Genomic DNA, 16,726 nt, shown 5'->3' on the forward strand with positions numbered 1-16,726 from the left:
CAGTCGATCCGAGGAGGACGCCTCATGTCGGTTATCGAAGCCGCCGCCATTATTACATTGCTATACTGGTTATTCATGCTTGTGCAGATGACGGCAGGTCTGAAGCTATTGAAGCCTCTGCCCGCCGCCTCTGGCGTTCTGGACAAAACACCGCTCGTCTCCATTATATTAGCGGCGAAGGAAGAAGAGTCGACCATCCGGGAAACCGTTCAACATTTACTCCAGCAAGATTACGCCAGATTCGAGATTATCGCTGTGAATGATCGTTCCCGGGATACGACTGGACGAAAGCTGGATGAATTGCGCAAATGGTCGGAGAGCCGCCCTGATATCCGAGTCCCGCTGACCATCATCCATATTACATCACTGCCGGATGGCTGGCTTGGTAAGAACCATGCGCTCTACCAAGGCTACCTGCAGGCGAAGGGCAACTACCTGCTGTTCACGGACGCCGATATTCAGTTCCAACCAAGCACCATTCGCGATGCTATACAGTATGCAGAGAAGCAGGACGCGGACCATGTCACCATGAGCCCTTATATGAAGTCCAACTCGTTCTGGCTGCGTGCTTTCGTGCATTATTTCCTATTCTCGCTATGCCTGTTCATTCGACCATGGCGAGCCAATCTGGATCATCAGCATCGTCACGGCATGGGGGTCGGCGCATTCAATCTGATCCGGCGTAAAGCCTATGAAGGGATCGGCACGCACAAAGCGTTCGCCCTGCGCCCCGATGACGATCTGCAGCTTGGCTTGCGTGTGAAGAAAGCGATGTACAAGCAAAGATTCGTAACCGGCAACGACCACCTGGAGGTAGAATGGTATCCGGACTTGAAGAGCGCCGTGCTGGGGCTGGAGAAAAACCTGTTCTCCGGCTTCCGCTACCGATTCACTTATGCACTCGCTGGAGTAATCGGCCAGTTGCTGTTCTTCTTCTTCCCCTTTATCGGCCTGTGGTTCATACCCGGTTGGCCTAGAATCGCCTACATCCTCAGCGCTGCCATTGCCATAGGCTTGTACATCATAAGCACGCGCCGCATGACACGCGACTCAGGCCGCGAAGCCATCGTCTTCCCGATCACAGTCTGCCTGCTCGTCTACGTGCTGAGCCGTTCGGTGTACTTGACCCTGCGCCGGGGTGGGATCTACTGGCGTGGCACGTTCTACTCGCTGCGTGAACTGAAGCGGAGACGGCCTTGAATGTCATTCGTTTATGCAAGGATAAACGTCTAATGGCGTCCTTTGACGACGTACGTTTACCGAGACGATGAACAATCAGCGAAGATATACTTTCTGAATCGTGAAAAAGGAGGCCCAGGCCTCCTCGTTACGTCTGCTCATGTAATTGTTCCTGCTAAACGGGCTGTTTCAGATGCTTAAGTTCCGCACATAACGCTTCGATCTCGCTAATGCTGAAGTTTTGTTTGCTCATGATAAGGTCGTAGATGTCCTTAATGTCCTCGTAGCGAGAAATACCGAAATGCTCAGGTTTGATGGATGCCGCAGTAACGACCTTGAGCTTGTTCTTAATCTGTTCCACCATGTAAGCGATATTCGTCTCGCTAGGCTGAATCAAATCCATGTGGGGTCTCCTTTCGCAAGCCATTCTTGGTCAATCCATTTGTACCGCCATTGTACCACGCTTAGGGATACACGCCTAGCCCACATGCGTTCCCATTATGTATAGGAAAATCCAGGTGGTGGAACATTATGTGAAGCGGCTTGCTCCACGCAAGCACTACATTTAATCGTATTCAAAGGAGAAGCCATGGAGAACAAAACACATGAAGGTAATTACAAAGGAACGGCACATATGAAAGCCGAGAATCAAGATATGGCTTTCGTGAACGATGTGATCGAAAAGGAAGCGTCCGAGCAGACAATTCGCGGCACCGAGCAGAACGATCAGAACGATCAGCAGGATGAGGACTAGTTCGAACATAATTGGATAGGACTACCAGGCAGCCCAGGACTTCGTGTTCGGGGCTGTCTGATTTTTACCACCCTAGGTCCTGCTGATTCGCACCCATTCGGCATTCTCCGATCCGTACAGATTGTACCACTGCGCCCCATCCGGAGCTATCCACTTCGCGACAGCTTTGACTTTACGCGGGCTGAAATACCCCTTGGCATGGAACAGTCCTCCGTCTATCGGAAAATAATACGATTCCGTATTTGCATCCAGCTCGATCTCTTCCTCGGTAAGTGCAATATCGCTGGGATGCTCCAACAACATTTGCAAATCCACCCACTTCAAGCCTTCAGCCGTCTGCAGGCGTACCCATTTACCGGAACCTTCCACGGCCTTATACGTTCCAGCGACAATTGTACACCCTTCTTCGTAACCCTTCAGTCTGATAGAGCATCGGGTATCCGTCTTGATCGTGATCGAGCTATCCATCAAACGGTAATAGGGCAGCGCCTCTTGCTTGAGCGTTATCCAGCGGGTCTGCCCTTTCCAATCAATAGCGTACCATTGCGGGGTCCAAGGCAAGCCTTCCCACCCGAATGCAGTCACATGCACAACTCCGGCGGGAATCGGTTCCCCCTGTCCTTCCGTTTCGTAAGGCTGGCTATAGGCCGTCTCATTCCCTGTCAGCTTCATATCATAATCTTGCGCCACTTGCCTCATGTTCTCCAGGAGTACCGGGTTCATGATCCATTTCTCCCCGAGCCAAGTTTGCACCCGATACATCTTCCCGCTATTTTGCAGAAAAGATCGCGCTGTACCTGTAAATTTGGGGTTATAGGCGATCACACCGGTAACATGGAGCGTCTGCGCACCTATCATCGCTCCGTTCTGCGAGGTTCCTTCCGGCCGATCGTACAGAGGAACCGTGTTCAACAATGTAATTTGCCGCTGCTCCTCCGAGAACGTCCCATACCTAACATCGTTGTTGTCCTCGATCCATCGGGGTCCCAGCCACGTCTGTACCCGAATCCAACTTCCGGTCTGCGCCGGATTATCGAATGTCCGGCTCTCCATGTCCCGATCTACAGCGACTTGTTGTACGGCACCAATGGTCCCAATCGATGGACCTGTCTGGTCCGGGGAGTCATACAGATCGGCCGCTTCGACGATGACAACCGATTGCTGTGGAATGACGCCACCCGCTTCAGCAACATCTACGCTCCAAATGGCTGAGAGCAACGTTGCCGTCGATAGCATTATAGTACATAATGACTTCAATGGTCCCACATCCTTAACTGTTTTTCCATATATGTTAGACGCCAATATCGTCCCATTTGTTTCTCCGTTCAACTTCCACAGATGGTAATATAGGAACAACTATCCAATTGTACACCGCCTGCCGAGGAGGACAAAGTACGACTAACGACGCTAATGTGGATGAGCACTTAGATCACAAAACTGTTGACTTCGTTCCGAAGTTAGCTACATGATAACTTTGATGGTACCGCGTTTCCAACGCCCCAGTTCGGGGGCGTTTCTTTGTATAAGTACGAACTAGAGCTGGACATGCATGACTTCGCATCAACTTGTTTTAGGCAGAGGGGGAACAGATCAGCTATGGCTGAACTTATATTATTCCGTGGACGACCTGGCGTAGGCAAAACGACTATATCTGATTTATTAAGCGCGAAGCTCAACATTCCTATAATTCGCAAAGACGACTTCTACGACATAATAGCCGAGTATAATCCGGACCACGAGCAGAGGAACCGGATGTCCTATGGCATTTTATATCAACTATTGGAAACTAATTCGAGGGTGGATCAGTCTCTAGTTCTGGATTTCCCCTTCAACAAGCAAGAGGATATGGATAGGTTCAAGAACTGGTTGCAAGAGCGAGGATACATGTTGAAGTCCATTCTATGCGTTTGCAGTAATGAAGCGATTTGGGCGGAACGGTTCAATCAACGACAGCTGAATCCGCTGCCCAATCAGCTGATCACCGATTTTCAGAAGCTGAAACAGCACTATGGCGACTTGCGTATCGAGCCTATGCCGGATGAGCTGGTCGTGGACACGGTGGAACCGTTAGAAACGATTCTGGAGCGGATCACTAGTTACATTGAGGGGCCAACATTGGCTTATTTCACATGTCACAATTCTTCCAACATCCCCCAATAGTTTCTGTAAACCGGGCTGTGGGCTTCATCTCAGCGATAAGTGATGGGGTTCTGTAATTGGAAAACAATTGGTAAAGCTCATGCTAGAGGAACTTCATGACATCTATATGGTTGATCTACTGTGTGATGAGAACTTGCAGAGTTATTATGAAAAGTGCGGTTTGTTAAGAACGAACGGGATGATGATACGGAACTTTACCTATCAATCTGGCAGATCATGAAACGAGGATACCTGGGTGGAAATTAGAGGCGAACCAATCATACTCAGAGATTATACAGAACAAGACTTTGCTGAATATGCTGAGTTAGAACAAAATGAGCTTACATACAAATACGAGAACCATGCTCCCGATGCCAATCAAATAAAAGATACGTTTCTGAAAATCTTGTCTAATTCAACAAGCAACCCGCGTGTACGGTATGAGCTGGCAATATGTTTACAAGCAGACAAGAAACCGATAGGTATATCGAGCTTAAGGTTGAATTGGGCGGAAATCCGAGAGTGGGAAATCGGCTGGGCTTTACACCCCGCGTACTGGAAACAGGGCTATGCAACTGAGGCGGTCAAGGTACTGCTAGGTTACGCCTTCAACCATCTTCAGGCACACCGAATCTTGGCTTACGCTAATGCCGAGAATGCTTTATCGGAACAGGTGATGATTCGAGCTGGGATGACTAAGGAAGGCGTACTTAGGGAGACGAGATTGTGTAATCACAAATGGTGCGATGAGCTTATCTACTCCATGCTCGACAAAGAAGCTGCTCCCTTTCGTATCACGTGATGCCAGCCATAGCTTCAACGTTGCTTGTTCCGCCACTGTGTTGGCGGGGTACCGATGAATCGTTTGAAGACAGTAGCGAAATGCTGACTAGAAGGATAACCAAGTTCGAAGGCTAGTTCGGTAATCGAGACCGAACTACCGGACAACCGACGGCATGCTTCCCTGATTCTCATCCGTTCGATGTAGGTCATGGGCGATAATCCCGTATGGGCTTGAAACGCCCGATAGAAGTGAGACTCGCTCATCTCGACGGAGTCAGCGAGTTCTCTGACTGCTGGCCGCCATTCTGGATCTCGCTCGATGCGCGTCAGCATTTCCCTGAAACGTCCCTCGACACCCACCAACGGAGGAACTGTACTTCCTTCCACTTGAACAAACAGCAGCAGCAGCTCGACGATCGCTTGACGAACGCCGGCGCTATGAAGCTGCCCTCCTCCTGCGCGAATATGACGCTGCAGTCGGCGGAACGGCTCTAACGGAGCCATGCCTATAACTGCTGTACGCGGCAGTGGTTGCAGAATTTGTTCGAAGCTTAATCGCTCCCCGGAAGTGAGCCGCAGCCAATCGTTCCTCAGTTCAGGAGCTTCCACGATCAGCCACCAAAACTTGCTTGGCTCAATTACCTCATGTGATCCACGGTGCTTTTCACCCGGCTTCGTGTGGAACATCTCGCCCGCCGTTGTCGTATAGACCGTCTCATCCAATTCCCAGCCCGCTTGTCCGCGCTCGATCCAGACGAATTCATAACATCCGGGATGGGCATGATCGCTAAGCGGCAGCGCCTTGCGGATCTCATCCGAACCGAACATAACGAGTTCCGGCACGTCTTCTATGTATCCTTCTCGATTACTGTAAGTCCACCTAGACATGATGCAGATCTCCTTTGATCAGAAGTTGGAGAATAGGCTTTGTTCCTGATTATACCACTAATGTTTCTCATCCTACTGCGGAATAGCACGAACGTCAACCTTCTGGACTCCAGTTACAATGAAGGAAAATCCCACTTGATCATAGGAGGACAACCGCCATGCAGCAGCAAGCGCAGCGAAATTACAAGATCACCACAGAAGACAAGTTAAGGTTTACCCAGGACGGCTATTGGATTAGCCCTAAACTGCTCGATGACGATCAGATCGCCCGATTGCGTCAGGCACATGAGCGTATATGGGCCGGGGAAAAAGACGGTGACGGCTATCCCATGCACCCTTATCGTCTACCCAACAATCCTGCCCAACTGCGCAAACTGGACAACAGCTGGTGGATTAATGATGAGATCAAGAACATCGTAACAGATCCTCTCATCGGCGAGTTGACCGCTGACTTGCTCAACGTGGATGAAATCCGGCTTTGGCACGATCAGGCGATCTACAAACCAGGCGTTGGGGACGTGGAGACGACGGTTGGGAATGTGGGCTGGCATCAGGATTTCGGGTATTGGCAATGCTCCAGCACGACCGAGATGGTGACCGTATGGATTGCTTTACAGGATACGGATTTGACGAACGGCGGGATGTCGACGATTGTGGGTTCGAACAAGTGGGGACTCATTCCCGACAGCGACGCTTTCTTTGATCAGAATATGGAACAACTGAAGGAGAAGTTTAGCTCAGCAGGTCGGGAATGGATCGAAGAGCCATGTATTCTGAAGGCCGGGCAAGCCAGCTTTCATCATGCGCTGACCTTCCACGGCTCCGGACCGAACCGTACGTCTGAGCCTCGGCTATCGATTGTTGCACATCTGATGCCAGGTGGTACGCATTATAAAGCGCACGTGCAGCGGCACGAAAACGTCCGGCTGCTCGGTCCACGGCCTTATAACGGCCAATCCTTCGAAGGGGAGTACTTTCCGACTCTGTTCCGAAGAGCCTGATAAGACTACACAGGACTTACAACCTTTTGCCTAGCAGCAATTCTGGTGTGTGAGTAGGATTTTCCATAGTCGATCACGAAATCTAGTAGTGGGAAGCATACTTGAGTTAACGTCATCGTTTTGACGCAGCAGCCCTGTAGCTATTCCACTAGATTGAACGTGATATAATAGATGGAATCCCTACTGAGAACAAGCTGGACATGCAGTTGGGCGAAAGGAGCACTACCTGTGGACATTATCGAAATTCCGACGAATTTGATTGATGAAGATACCGATCAACCTCGCTATCAATTCGATGAAGAGTCGTTGCAAGAACTTATGAATAGTATCGCCGAGCTCGGTTTGTTGTCTCCGATCAAGGTAAGGACGACGAAGAACGGCCGCTATAAAATCATTTACGGAAACCGCCGATACAAAGCTTGCCAAACATTGGCTCGTCCGACAATACCTTGCATCGTATCTACGGCCACTGATGAAATGGAAATCTATCTGGAGCAAATCGCGGAAAATCTGACGAGGGAAGGGTTCTCTCCGATTGAGGAAGCGGAAGCGTTCCATAAGCTGTTGAACGATCCCAAATTCAGCAGTTCGACCAAGTATCTCTCCAGCAAGTTAGGCAAGCCCGAGACTTATATCAAGAACAAAATCGATCTGCTCAAATTCGGATCATCTGTGCGCAAGCTGATCGTGGGCGGGACACAGATCCGCAAGGATAAGCTGACGGAAGATCAACTGATGCCGCTCAAGGATTTGCCGATCGAGCACCGCGATCCGCTCGCAATCCTAGTCGCTAAGGACGAGATGCCGGTAAGCGATGTGAAGAAGATTGCTGGCTTGTTCAAGGATAAGGACATCTCGGACAACACGAAGGGCAAGCTGCTACTCAAATCCGGGCGAGATCTGCTCGAAACCTGGTCCGTCTACAAGCAGAACAAGACGGAGCGGGAGAAGCCTATCCCACCGAAGGCAGCTGCGAAAGCGTCTAAGTCAGCGGCAGGGGAAATCGCGGGCGTGCCTGCCTCGGGGGTGGCGACGGGAACAGCGGCGCAAGCATCTGTGGATGCGACACCAGGAACGGCAGTACAAGCGACCGAAGCTGTAGGAACGGCGGCAATTGATGCAGCGGGAGCGGGCTCAATAGATGCGACTGGAATCACTGTAACCCAAGTGACTCCTGCTCAGACATCGGCTGGTGCTAACGCAATAACAGCGGATACGCCTGCAACGATTGCGGGTTCGCTTCAGCGTCTACTTGCTTCCCTCTCCAATCATGAGCCTTTGACGCCGGAGATCGTGCATTCGTATGAACAATTGGATTCCTCCGACAGAGAGACGTTTGCAATTGGAGTCGACAATCTGATCGAGAACCTGGAGAAGCATCTCACAGATTGGCGATCGATCCAGCAGATGACTCACGTAAAGTCCGACCACTAGTATTGGAATACAAGTAGAGGCTGTTCGGCAAGTCAATGGACTTGTGGAACAGCCTCTTGTGGTTATTCTAATTAAGTGATTTCATCACTCTAATCTGCCGATGTTCACCGGAATTAGGATCATAGTACTTAAATAAAGTGATCATACAGCGCTATTCGATCCATATGAATCCATTTCCGCACAATAAGGTGATGAAACAACACTATGGATCTCTTAAGAATAAACCATAAATCCGTTCCCATCCGGGTCATAGAACATGAAGAAGGAGACACCCAGCCTAGACTCGATTCCCTTGTCCGAGATCGCTCCCTTGGCCCGCACATGGTCCAGCGCAGCGGACAGATCGGTCGATTCGATAATCGCGATCGGATTGGCGCGCAGCTCCAGCTTCAACTGGTCGTAGAACACTGGGGACGACTGGCTGAGACTATTGTCGTCAATAAGCAGACGCGGGCCTCTGTCCATCCGAATGCTAGACAACTCCCCGAATGGCACGTCTGGCCCAACGCTTCTCGCGAGCAACTTCTCATACCAGCCGACCGTATCCTGCAGATTGTCGGTATGCACAACGAAATGGCTAATCTTGCCCAAGAGCGCATGTGCCGACTTCGACTGCGCCGATTCTGGATCGCGATGAGCCTGGCAAATCATCAGATTATTCATATTGAACACGGATATATATTCATCCCGGAAAATATCTGTCATGGTCTCGTACTCTAACCCCTCACATATGGCGCGAGAAGCGTCGATATCATTCGTATCGAACATGATCGTGGGTGGTGAGCCCCAAGTGTTACCATCCAGAATGATCTGCGTTCCTTCGAAGTCGAAGATGTAAATGCCGTGAGAATCCTGATCGGATTGGGGCACAAGTTGTCTCCCCAGCAAGTCCGCATACCATTCCGTGGAACGCTTCAGGTCTCGTACTGGGACAAACACCGCTGGCATAAAAGGCAAAATCGGATGTGACATTCGTTATAATCCTCCTCTAGAAACTATGATTCATCTTATAGACACCATGAAACTGAAATTCCTATCATGCCTTGTCCAATATCGATTCGATGGTGGATATCCCTTCCGATTCAGCTTCCCTCGCAGCTTGCAATCCTTCACGAATGAGTGCAATTCGGTTCCCTGCACTGCCACCATATCCGAATGGAAAGCTAGGATACAATCGCTTGAAGGATTCACTAACCTTTTGGTAGCACTCAGCTGCCGCCGCCAATCGCTGCCGCCGGTCAACAACGTTGCTCTTGGTCGATAGCTCTTGCAGATAGTTCGCCGCTTCATGCCGCGCATCGGCCAGAATGGCGACTTGATAGGCATGTCCGTTCAGATTAAGCGACCCGTCCTCTACGGCTTCTAGCCAGAGACGATAACCATCCAGGCCGAATGCGTATCCTTCCAGCGGAGGTTCCTTACCTCTGGCATGGTCGACAATAGAGCGGAGAACCACGTCCTCGGATTGAGGGGATGCCACTCTTCCGCGTATCCCTAGAACGAAGAGAGACGAATCTTCGCCGGCACGTCCCAACTGGTCGTAGCGGAAGGTGCGCTCGACACCGTTATATCCCTGATACCGGATTACCTGCCTATCATCGTCATACCCGTATACGAATCCGAATTCATTGATTTGTATATTCCGGATAATGGCCGGAACCCCGCGGTCCAACGCTCCTTGTATGATAGATAACAGATGCACTTGCTGCTCCGGTGTAATCGTCGTGCGTTGGGGTCGACCAAAGCAAGTACCGCCGAGACCCAATCGCTCGAGAGTCCGATATGCCGTGAAGCTCCAGTCGAACGTCGAAATCCCCTTCCAGTGACATTCCTTAGGTACATTAAGCCGAAATGCATCACCCGATATGCCCATGAGATCCGTATGCGAATAGTTGATCTCACCTGTCGAGCGAAGCGCTTCGCCAATCATGACCGAGATGAAAGCGTATGGGCGGGAATAGACCGGTGGAGTGAGCAATCGTTCAGTTGGCAGCCCGCTTCTGCGCCGTTCCTGCACATATGTACCGATTTCTTGGCGGAACCTCTCATCATTCGCCTTGACCCGTGCCCGGGATAGTATATTGTATACATTGCTTTTGTTCATACCGAATCGCGCAGCCATCTCCTCTGGAGTCGCTTCATCGTAAGCACTTGCGCTTAATACTTCGCGAGCCTGACTGGACAGGGGGAGAAGCGAACGACGAACCAACTCTTCCCCATCCACCCGCTCCTGCCAAGCATCGGATTCTGACTTATCCGTCTCCTCTTGTCCCACCCAGTCCGTCTCTGGAATTTCATCTGTGACTAGCTCGCTCGTTCGAGAAGCCCCTCGGATATAGTTCATGGACATCCTGCGCACCATCAATCGGAACCATGCGGTGAATTTCCCATCATCCTGCAAATCATGGATCTTCTCCTTCACCTTGATGAAAGCATCCTGCACTACATCCTCGGCCAAAAAAGCATCTCGAACAATGGCTCGCGCCCACGACAAAGCCGCCATGCGGTATCGGTATACTAGCACTTCATAGGCACCCTGATCCCCTTGCTTGACGCGCCATACAAGATTAGCCGTCTCGCTTGTGCTCCCCATTAGTAACCTCCCTGTAACAATTTGAAACTAATACCCACCTGCTTACGTCAACTATATACTGGAAAGATACTTTAATAAATGGTTTAGCGATAAAGGGGAGGGACAGCGTGAAAAGACACTGGCTATGGCTGCTACTGATTGCACTATTAGGGGCATGGACGTGGAACTTGTGGTACTACGACTCACAAAAATTGGAGAAGCCTTTATTCTTGAAGCATTATTATGAGCTCCCGGCCTCGATGCTCAGTCATATAAGCCTGTACTACATCACGAATACAGACTCCAGCCGGAAACCTTTTCGTCTCGAGCTACCGAATGGAATTTCGCTGAATGTAGCGCACGTTCAAGTTCGAGATCAACGGGGACGGCTGCAGCTGAATGAAGCAGTCGTTATTGCGCCTGAGAAGCGTATACTGGATCAGTCAGACACGTCGGGGCATTTCGATCGGCTCCAAGTGTACTATAATGACGGCCTAGTCGACACGGTGTCCATCGGTAACATTATCGTGCAACCTGGCCGCGATAGTGGCGATCCGCTGAGCATGAGTAGCTCAAGCGGATCATCGAACGGTACAGGGGGCGCCACATATAGAGCCACCCGTGACGTGACGATCTCCGCCGTACGAAGCAGCTTCCCAGAACTGCTCTCGGATGCTGTGCATGTCGAGTTCAATGGGAAGAAATCCGACGAAGCAGGCGCATTTCCGATGATCCTGCGTGCTGAACAATTCGCGGAGATGAAGTACCGGTTTCAACTACCAGATGGTGACGTTCGCCGTTATCATGCTTATCAACTGTTCATTGGTTATGAGGAGGCTGGAAGCGATACGATCGCAGGCAGACAGTATGTCAATAAACAGCCCGATCTGTACGGCGATGATCTCGCGAAATACGTTCGCCTGAGAAAAGGAGAGAAGCCATGAAGATGAAAACCGCTTTTCTCCGTTTCTCTTGGGGAATCGTTTGGGTTCTGCTCGACTTCCGGTTCAATAACTTCGACATGCTTCCGGATATCATCGGCTACGCTCTCATCTGGAATGCGATCAGCAAGCTGGGAGAATACCGTCGGGGGTATTTAGCAGGAAGGCCTTTTGCAATTATGCTGCTGCTGTTGTCTTTGCAAGAAATCTTCCCCGTGCTGGGACATCCCAGTGCGAAGCTGGGCAGTTCCATCCCCATGCTCGCTTATGGCAGTCTGATGATGTTGCTCATGCTGATCATGGTCAGTACCTTCTTATTGGAAATGTCTCGTCATGCTGTCGAAGCAAACGCGAACGAATGGGCCCGCATCTTGAAAGGTCGTCGCTGGTTGTACATCGTGATAGGCGCAAGTACACTGTTGTATGTGCCTTTTACGATTAATGGGTTGGCCTCATTCACAACTCCAGCGACAATCCTAACAAGTATACTTGGCATACTCGCCCAGCTCATCCTACTCTTCACGTGCCGACGCGCCGCCCAAGAGCTTCTCGAGCCATCAACGTAAATCAATATACGTCTTTTCTTGTGAACGAAACAAACGATACGACTAATGCCGCAACTCCCCATACCAACAGGACGAGCAGCGAGAATCCGAGTGTCATCCCCTGAATAGGCGGCGCGGCGTCGGTCAAATATTTGATCAAGTCCAGATTGACCATGAACAAATATTGTGCCGATTCCCAAGACTCGACCATTCCTCTTAGTATCATCCCGGCGATGAGACATGCGAGCATAATACCCATGCCTGCCGCCGTACTGCGGACCAGGACCGAGAGCATGAACGATATGGTAGCCACGACCAGTGACACGAACCAGGCTAGTCCGAATTCCATCACGATATATTGCCATTGTGGGACGAAGTGAACGCCGGAGAGGTCCATCTGTTCCCCGGACATGGAGAATCCGGTCAACACTGGGGCCTCCCAGCCCTGGAAACCGAACACCATCCCGGATATAAGTGTCGAGAACAGGCCGAACATTGTAATCACGAACGAAACCGCTAGCACAAGGGTCAAGTATTTGCTGAGCAGGATGCGCCATCGCCTCGCCGGACGAGTGAGCAGTGCCTTGACTGTGCCAGCGCTATGCTCCGAGGAGACCAGATCCGAGGCTATGACCATCATCATAAGCGGAAGGAGGAGAGTGGTACCATTCTCCACGAAGTTCCGGACGAATGTCGGAGCTCCAGGCTCGGAAGGGTTCACGTTGGCGTCGAGATAATATCGCTGCTGAGCAATGCGAATAGTTAGTTCCTTGCGCTGATCGTCTGGCGTGCGAATATTGTTCGCCCGACTCTCCCAACCTTTGATACGCTGCTCCAGTACGACACGCCAGTCTGCATTACCGAACCGTTTCTGATTCTCCTTCGCCTGTTGGTATTGAGCATATGTGAACACGGCGATCAAGACGCCGATAATGAGCGTGACGACAATCAATTTTCTTCGCCCAGTCAGCTTGACCATCTCATTATAGATCAGATTAATCAATGCCTTGCCCTCCAGTCAGCTCGAGGAATAAGTCTTCCAGGGATGGAAGCTTGCGGGACATTTCCAGCACAGCAACGCCGGCCAGCACAAGCTCCCGGTTCCATTCCCCGATCTGCTGCTCCATGTATGGGGTGAGAATGGCATCTTCGACAATCTCGGCTTGTCCGGTCAGTTGCTGCAATACTTGGGCTCCCTCTTCGAACGGAGTTACCCGCCATCTGAGCCGCTCCTGCTGGGCCAATAAGTCATCCACTGCCCCGACCCGAACGACTATCCCACTGGAAATGATCGCCACCCGATCGCACATCTGTTGAATTTCGCCCAATAGATGACTGGAGACGAAGACACTAAGACCCTCGTGTTCCGCCAGGAATCGGATAAACTCTCGCATCTCACGAATCCCGGACGGATCGAGCCCGTTGGTCGGTTCGTCCAGAATGAGCACCTTCGGCCTGCCGAGCAGCGCTTGTGCAATGCCGAGCCGTTGGCGCATGCCGAGTGAATACGTCTTCACCTTATCGTGAATTCGGGCACTCAAGCCCACGAGCTGCACCACCTCACGAATCCGGGTCTCGTCGACCCCATCCAGCATTCTGGCAAAATACATCAGATTGTTCCACCCGCTCAGGTATGCGTAGAGCTCGGGATTCTCGACGATACAGCCCAAGTTCTTCATCGCTTCGGGAAACTGCTTGTCTACGTCGTATCCGCACACCCGCACAGTGCCGGCTGTTGGCCTAATCAAGCCCACGAGCATACGGATAGTCGTCGTTTTGCCCGCGCCATTCGGACCGAGAAAGCCGAACACCTCACCCTGTTTCAGCTCAAAATCCAGGCCTTTAATGATTTCCCGCTTTCCGATCGTCTTCCGCAGTCCTTGCACCGATAATGTGATCTCGCTCATCCGCTCGCCCCCTGTTGCTTGATTAAGGCCGCTATTCGTTCCGCCATGAGCCGATATCCTTCGGCATTCGGATGAAACTGATCGATGTACAGTAAGTTCCGAGCTTGAAGCTGGAACAAGTCGAACGTCGGGACGAGCACGGTTCTCGGAAAAGCCGATAGCGTCTCAGCTGCGGCATAGTTCCAGTCCCGAACAATCTTGCTTGTCGTCGCGGAATCCTTCAGATCGATGAAAGGATTATACAGTCCGATCAGGAAGAGTGTGGCGTTCGGGTTCAGCTCCCGAAGCTGGGTTACGATCTTAAGCAACTCCTTGTTATAGTCGGCCTGTATCGTGGCGATCTTCTTCAAATCCAAGTTGAGCAGCGTCTCTCCACCCCGGAACAGATCGTTGGCGCCTATGCTGACGAGCAGTGTATCCGATGCCTTCGCTTTCTCTTGCACATCCTTTTGCTGAAGCAAAGTGATTAGTTGGCTGGACGTCTGTCCGTTCACACCCAGGTTGTCCAGCACGAGCTCCTGCTTGTTATTTGCGAGGAGCAGATCGACGAACTTACCGGCATACCCTTTTCCTTCGGAATCTCCGAACCCTCGTGTTAGCGAATCGCCTAGCGCCAGGATGTGAGATGTTCCCGGCTTGGCTACAGCAGGCGTTGCTTGTACACCCGCTTGAGCAGGCAGCGACTGAGGCGCAGTAGGCGAAGTCGACTGTGGATTAACCTGAAGCACAACGGGATCCCCGCCACCGAAATAATCCTTCAACGTCCATGCCAATCCCGCCATCCATACGAGACCTGAGATCGCCGAGAACACCATCAACCACTGCAATTTCTTCCCTCTCATCGTTATCCCCTTTATTCGGATCGCTATTGTAGTATGTCTCTTCACGATAGCACAGGAAGCTGAATATTACATTAAGACTTTGGAGGTGGGTGCACATGTATGATATTCCATTCAAATTAACTATTGCCAATTTTCTGAATATTGGATAATATATACTCAACGAACCAAACTGTGTGTAACTGGCGGAACATGGGCAACCATGGGGGAGCACACGGAATATGTGCCGTACGCCTGGGCGAGTGCACGATCGAGAGATCGGGGCGCTCTTTTTTGTGTTTCGTCAATTACTGTAGCAGGAGTGATCACATTGGAGAACATGACGGAATTTTTGAACAAGCAGGATGAGGAAGTGGGAAGTCTTATCCAAGCTGAGAGCCGCCGCCAACGCCGTACACTGAGTCTAATCCCCTCGGAGAATTACAGCTCTAGGGCTGTGCAATTGGCGCTAGCGACCTCTTTCACGAACAAGTACGCGGAGGGTTACCCTTATCTCTGGGCGGATGGGGAACGTGGGGAGCAAAAGAACGGTCGGTATTACCGAGGGCAGGACAATACGAACGAATTGGAGCGGTTGGCGATTCGACGCGCTCTCCAGCTGTTCACGCCGAATCCGGAAAAATACCACGCGAATGTTCAGCCTTTAAGCGGTTCGCCGGCTAATCTGGCTGTATTGAGCGCGTTTTTGAAACCGGGTGACACGTTCCTCGGATTGTCTCTGGACTATGGCGGGCACTTGACGCATGGTCATAACGTCAATATTACTGGAGCCGTATATAACGCTGTCCAGTATGGGTTGAATGCCAAGTATGAGCTGGATTACGAGGAAATTCGGAAGTTAGCTCACCAGCATTCGCCTAAGCTGATCATTTGCGGAGCGACGGCCTATCCACTTCATATCGACTTCAAGCAACTGGGGGAAATCGCTCGCGAAACCGGGGCGTTGCTCGTCGCAGACATCGCTCATATATGCGGATTGTGTGTGACTGGCTATCATGAGCATCCATTCCCATATGCCGACATCGTCACCACGACCACACACAAAATTTTGCGCGGCCCACGCGCTGGCCTTATCTTATGCCGCAAAGAGCTGGGCCCAGCGATTGATAAGGCCTTATTCCCCGGCTTGCAAGGCGGGCCGCATATGAACACGATCGCCGCGATGGCGATTGCTTTCAAGGAAGTTATGAGCGTGGAATATAAGGAATACGCCGGGCAGGTCGTACGTAATGCCAAGGCGCTATCCGAGGTGCTGCGAGACGCTGGGTTCACGCTTATGGGTGGCCGCACAGAGAACCATCTTATCTTGATGGATGTGGTGAACAGCACCCGCGGCTTGAACGTCAAGGACGGCCACTGGCTGGCCATTCGCCTGGAGAGAGCCGGAATCGTCGTGAACAAGAATGCCATTCCCGGCGACACCAAACCTTGGTATCCGTCCGGGGTGAGACTGGGTACACCCGCGGTCACGACACTCGGGATGCGTGAGCAGGAAATGGTCCTTGTTGGGGATTGGATCGTACGGGCGACTCGTGCTGCTGAGGATGAGCAGGAGTTGCTACGGATTCGCGGTGAGGTGGAACAATTTATGTTGCAGTTCCGGCCCAGTCATTTGTTTGTGGATTAAGCCGGAGCTTGCGGAGCGGCGGGCGAGCAGCGGGATGGGACGAATGCCCCAGCTTACGAGTTGCTCACGCCATACTGCGGCGAAGTCGTACATGCGAGAATCGTTAGAGATGGGAAC

Annotated in this window: 17 protein-coding genes and 1 riboswitch; of the genes, 9 read left to right on the forward strand and 8 right to left on the reverse strand. The window is 51.3% G+C overall.

Annotated features, from left to right (window positions below; translation table 11 throughout):
* Positions 1–24 precede the first annotated feature (24 nt).
* Entirely contained in the window at positions 25–1,200 is a 1,176-nt protein-coding gene (locus tag AC1DWB_RS02495; protein ID WP_477539438.1) for a glycosyltransferase family 2 protein, read from the forward strand.
* Between the two features lie 154 nt (positions 1,201–1,354).
* Here the strand turns inward: AC1DWB_RS02495 and AC1DWB_RS02500 are convergent, their stop codons facing one another.
* Positions 1,355–1,582 carry a DUF1128 domain-containing protein gene (locus tag AC1DWB_RS02500; protein WP_477539439.1) on the reverse strand — a complete coding sequence of 76 codons (228 nt, stop codon included), beginning with the start codon at positions 1,580–1,582 and terminating at the stop codon, positions 1,355–1,357.
* A gap of 186 nt (positions 1,583–1,768) precedes the next feature.
* Between AC1DWB_RS02500 and AC1DWB_RS02505 the strand changes: the two genes are divergently transcribed.
* Positions 1,769–1,933, forward strand: coding sequence for a hypothetical protein (locus AC1DWB_RS02505; protein ID WP_477539440.1), 165 nt, complete (start codon positions 1,769–1,771; stop codon positions 1,931–1,933).
* 72 nt (positions 1,934–2,005) lie between these two features.
* Here the strand turns inward: AC1DWB_RS02505 and AC1DWB_RS02510 are convergent, their stop codons facing one another.
* Positions 2,006–3,190 (reverse strand): hypothetical protein, encoded by a 1,185-nt coding sequence (locus tag AC1DWB_RS02510; protein WP_477539441.1) that lies wholly within the window; start codon positions 3,188–3,190, stop codon positions 2,006–2,008.
* 339 nt (positions 3,191–3,529) lie between these two features.
* Between AC1DWB_RS02510 and AC1DWB_RS02515 the strand changes: the two genes are divergently transcribed.
* On the forward strand, positions 3,530–4,093 hold the full coding sequence (locus AC1DWB_RS02515; protein ID WP_477539442.1) for a P-loop nucleotide/nucleoside kinase family protein: 564 nt from the start codon (positions 3,530–3,532) through the stop codon (positions 4,091–4,093).
* A gap of 235 nt (positions 4,094–4,328) precedes the next feature.
* Entirely contained in the window at positions 4,329–4,874 is a 546-nt protein-coding gene (locus AC1DWB_RS02520) for a GNAT family N-acetyltransferase (protein WP_477539443.1), read from the forward strand.
* Between the two features lie 14 nt (positions 4,875–4,888).
* Here AC1DWB_RS02520 and AC1DWB_RS02525 read toward each other — a convergent pair whose 3' ends face one another.
* Entirely contained in the window at positions 4,889–5,743 is an 855-nt protein-coding gene (locus AC1DWB_RS02525) for a helix-turn-helix domain-containing protein (protein WP_477539444.1), read from the reverse strand.
* Between the two features lie 158 nt (positions 5,744–5,901).
* Here AC1DWB_RS02525 and AC1DWB_RS02530 point away from each other — a divergent pair, with 158 nt between their 5' ends.
* Together AC1DWB_RS02530 and AC1DWB_RS02535 are read left to right on the forward strand one after the other, a co-directional pair.
* Positions 5,902–6,744 carry a phytanoyl-CoA dioxygenase family protein gene (locus AC1DWB_RS02530; protein WP_477539445.1) on the forward strand — a complete coding sequence of 281 codons (843 nt, stop codon included), beginning with the start codon at positions 5,902–5,904 and terminating at the stop codon, positions 6,742–6,744.
* Between the two features lie 228 nt (positions 6,745–6,972).
* Positions 6,973–8,178, forward strand: coding sequence for a ParB/RepB/Spo0J family partition protein (locus AC1DWB_RS02535; RefSeq protein ID WP_477539446.1), 1,206 nt, complete (start codon positions 6,973–6,975; stop codon positions 8,176–8,178).
* Between the two features lie 213 nt (positions 8,179–8,391).
* On the opposite strand, the gene AC1DWB_RS02540 is transcribed toward AC1DWB_RS02535, so the two are convergent.
* Entirely contained in the window at positions 8,392–9,150 is a 759-nt protein-coding gene (locus AC1DWB_RS02540; RefSeq protein WP_477539447.1) for a VOC family protein, read from the reverse strand.
* A 64-nt stretch (positions 9,151–9,214) separates the two neighbouring features.
* Positions 9,215–10,771 (reverse strand): RNA polymerase sigma factor, encoded by a 1,557-nt coding sequence (locus AC1DWB_RS02545; RefSeq protein ID WP_477539448.1) that lies wholly within the window; start codon positions 10,769–10,771, stop codon positions 9,215–9,217.
* A 107-nt stretch (positions 10,772–10,878) separates the two neighbouring features.
* Here AC1DWB_RS02545 and AC1DWB_RS02550 point away from each other — a divergent pair, with 107 nt between their 5' ends.
* Both AC1DWB_RS02550 and AC1DWB_RS02555 read left to right on the forward strand, forming a co-directional pair.
* Complete coding sequence (locus AC1DWB_RS02550; protein WP_477539449.1) at positions 10,879–11,694, forward strand: hypothetical protein; 816 nt, start codon at positions 10,879–10,881, stop codon at positions 11,692–11,694.
* Complete coding sequence (locus AC1DWB_RS02555; protein WP_477539450.1) at positions 11,691–12,257, forward strand: hypothetical protein; 567 nt, start codon at positions 11,691–11,693, stop codon at positions 12,255–12,257. The genes AC1DWB_RS02550 and AC1DWB_RS02555 overlap by 4 nt, the downstream gene beginning before the upstream one ends.
* A 1-nt stretch (position 12,258) precedes the next feature.
* Here the strand turns inward: AC1DWB_RS02555 and AC1DWB_RS02560 are convergent, their stop codons facing one another.
* The 3 genes from AC1DWB_RS02560 to AC1DWB_RS02570 are packed head-to-tail and all read right to left on the reverse strand — an operon-like array spanning position 12,259 to position 14,985.
* Positions 12,259–13,239, reverse strand: coding sequence for an ABC transporter permease subunit (locus AC1DWB_RS02560; protein ID WP_477539451.1), 981 nt, complete (start codon positions 13,237–13,239; stop codon positions 12,259–12,261).
* Positions 13,232–14,143 (reverse strand): ABC transporter ATP-binding protein, encoded by a 912-nt coding sequence (locus AC1DWB_RS02565; protein WP_477539452.1) that lies wholly within the window; start codon positions 14,141–14,143, stop codon positions 13,232–13,234. Before AC1DWB_RS02565 ends, AC1DWB_RS02560 begins: the two co-directional genes overlap by 8 nt.
* Positions 14,140–14,985 carry a GDSL-type esterase/lipase family protein gene (locus tag AC1DWB_RS02570; protein ID WP_477539453.1) on the reverse strand — a complete coding sequence of 282 codons (846 nt, stop codon included), beginning with the start codon at positions 14,983–14,985 and terminating at the stop codon, positions 14,140–14,142. The genes AC1DWB_RS02565 and AC1DWB_RS02570 overlap by 4 nt, the downstream gene beginning before the upstream one ends.
* A 165-nt stretch (positions 14,986–15,150) precedes the next feature.
* Positions 15,151–15,229, forward strand: a riboswitch (ZMP/ZTP riboswitch).
* Between the two features lie 72 nt (positions 15,230–15,301).
* On the opposite strand from AC1DWB_RS02570, the gene AC1DWB_RS02575 reads away from it, so the two are divergent.
* Positions 15,302–16,609 carry a serine hydroxymethyltransferase gene (locus tag AC1DWB_RS02575; protein WP_477539492.1) on the forward strand — a complete coding sequence of 436 codons (1,308 nt, stop codon included), beginning with the start codon at positions 15,302–15,304 and terminating at the stop codon, positions 16,607–16,609.
* The last annotated feature ends 117 nt before the right edge of the window (positions 16,610–16,726 follow it).

Source organism: Paenibacillus sp. P4_E11, assembly GCF_056401635.1.

Coding starts and splice junctions, on each gene's coding strand:
- AC1DWB_RS02525 (WP_477539444.1), bottom strand. CDS start 5,743: ATGTCTAGGTGGACTTACAGTAATCGAGAAGGATACATAGAAGACGTG.
- AC1DWB_RS02575 (WP_477539492.1), top strand. CDS start 15,302: ATGACGGAATTTTTGAACAAGCAGGATGAGGAAGTGGGAAGTCTTATC.
- AC1DWB_RS02565 (WP_477539452.1), bottom strand. CDS start 14,143: ATGAGCGAGATCACATTATCGGTGCAAGGACTGCGGAAGACGATCGGA.
- AC1DWB_RS02540 (WP_477539447.1), bottom strand. CDS start 9,150: ATGTCACATCCGATTTTGCCTTTTATGCCAGCGGTGTTTGTCCCAGTA.
- AC1DWB_RS02555 (WP_477539450.1), top strand. CDS start 11,691: ATGAAGATGAAAACCGCTTTTCTCCGTTTCTCTTGGGGAATCGTTTGG.
- AC1DWB_RS02545 (WP_477539448.1), bottom strand. CDS start 10,771: ATGGGGAGCACAAGCGAGACGGCTAATCTTGTATGGCGCGTCAAGCAA.
- AC1DWB_RS02530 (WP_477539445.1), top strand. CDS start 5,902: ATGCAGCAGCAAGCGCAGCGAAATTACAAGATCACCACAGAAGACAAG.
- AC1DWB_RS02570 (WP_477539453.1), bottom strand. CDS start 14,985: ATGAGAGGGAAGAAATTGCAGTGGTTGATGGTGTTCTCGGCGATCTCA.
- AC1DWB_RS02495 (WP_477539438.1), top strand. CDS start 25: ATGTCGGTTATCGAAGCCGCCGCCATTATTACATTGCTATACTGGTTA.
- AC1DWB_RS02515 (WP_477539442.1), top strand. CDS start 3,530: ATGGCTGAACTTATATTATTCCGTGGACGACCTGGCGTAGGCAAAACG.
- AC1DWB_RS02500 (WP_477539439.1), bottom strand. CDS start 1,582: ATGGATTTGATTCAGCCTAGCGAGACGAATATCGCTTACATGGTGGAA.
- AC1DWB_RS02505 (WP_477539440.1), top strand. CDS start 1,769: ATGGAGAACAAAACACATGAAGGTAATTACAAAGGAACGGCACATATG.